This window comes from Bartonella sp. MR168JLCBS (assembly GCF_042194175.1).
The window spans coordinates 1-1,439 of the sequence record NZ_JBHIMP010000052.1 but is presented as its reverse complement, the minus strand read 5'-3'; the positions used below and the strand labels follow the sequence as shown (position 1 = coordinate 1,439).

1 protein-coding gene is annotated in these 1,439 nt (G+C 44.3%); it reads right to left on the bottom strand.

Annotated elements, in window-relative coordinates:
• Positions 1 to 164 precede the first annotated feature (164 nt).
• A partial coding sequence (locus tag ACFIK8_RS08970; protein WP_375669218.1) for a class II fumarate hydratase occupies positions 165 to 1,439 on the bottom strand: 1,275 nt, incomplete at its 5' end.

The window sequence follows — 1,439 nt, the reverse complement described above, 5'->3', positions numbered from 1 at the left end:
TCTTCTCAAGAGGGTGGAGCAGAGTGGAGCGCGCTTAACTGATTATTGCAGAGGTGGGGATTAGATTGTTTAAGATCCAATAAGAATCGGACCGCTTGCGGTCCGATATTCTAATTCCGATATTCTAATAGAGAGGTCTATCAGGGAGGTTTCCATCTATTTGTTTATTGCGGGTGGATCATCTTTTTGGGATCAACCAGCCGATCATAATCATCTCCAGAAACTCCCGCTTTGATAGCTTCAGTACGCAAAGTCGTGTCATTTTTATATGCTGCTTTAGCAATTTCGGCAGCTTTTTCATAGCCAATTTTCGGTGCAAGAGCTGTTATTAACATGAGAGAGCGTTCCATGAGAGAGTGAATATGGACTCGATTGGCACGTAATCCTTGAATGCAATGCATGTCAAAAGAACGCATGCAATCACCAAGAAGCGTAATCGACTGTAAAACATTATAGCCAATAACAGGTTTATAAACATTGAGTTCAAAATGTCCCTGGCTTGCGGCAAATGTTACACTGGTATGATTGCCGAAAACTTGGCAAGCAACCATAGTCATTGCTTCACACTGCGTGGGATTGATCTTGCCTGGCATAATGGAAGATCCTGGTTCATTTTCTGGAAGGCTTAGTTCACCCAGCCCTGAGCGTGGACCGGATCCCAAAAACCGAATGTCATTGGCAATTTTAAATAGATCAGCTGCTAATGCATTCAAGCTTCCATGAAAATGTGCAAGAGCTCCATGATGGGCGAGTGCTTCAAATTTATTGCTGGCAGTCTTAAAGGTTATTCCTGTGAGGGTACTGATTGTTTGCGCAAAAGCAACGTCAAAACCTTGCGGTGCATTGAGTCCTGTTCCAACAGCTGTCCCTCCTTGGGCAAGCATTTGGACATCGGCAAGCGCACTTTCAATGCGTTGGCGGTTGGCTTCTAGTGCTGCGCGATAACCTGAAAATTCCTGTCCTAATGTCAGAGGTGTTGCATCCTGGGTATGGGTGCGTCCGATTTTGATGATATCGGCAAATTCTTCTTCTTTTTTTCTTAAAGTAGTAATAAGAGCGTCAAGGATGGGAAATAAGTGTTGGCGTGTTTGGAGTGTGGTGGCAATGGGAAGTGCTGTGGGAAAGGAATCGTTTGACGATTGGCTCATATTTACGTGATCATTGGGGTGAACGGGTGCTTTACTGCCAAGTTTTCCTCCCAAAAGCATGCTGGCATGGTTGGCGATGACTTCATTGACGTTCATATTACTTTGGGTGCCAGAACCAGTTTGCCAGACAGAAAGTGGAAAATGCGTATCAAATACTCCTGCGAGCACTTCATCGGCGGCAGTAATGATTGCTTTTCCGATGTTTTGTGCAAGCTTGCCTTTTTCCATATTGACAACAGCTGCAGCTTTTTTGATAAGGCTTAAGGCATAGATGATGGTGAGAGGTTGTTT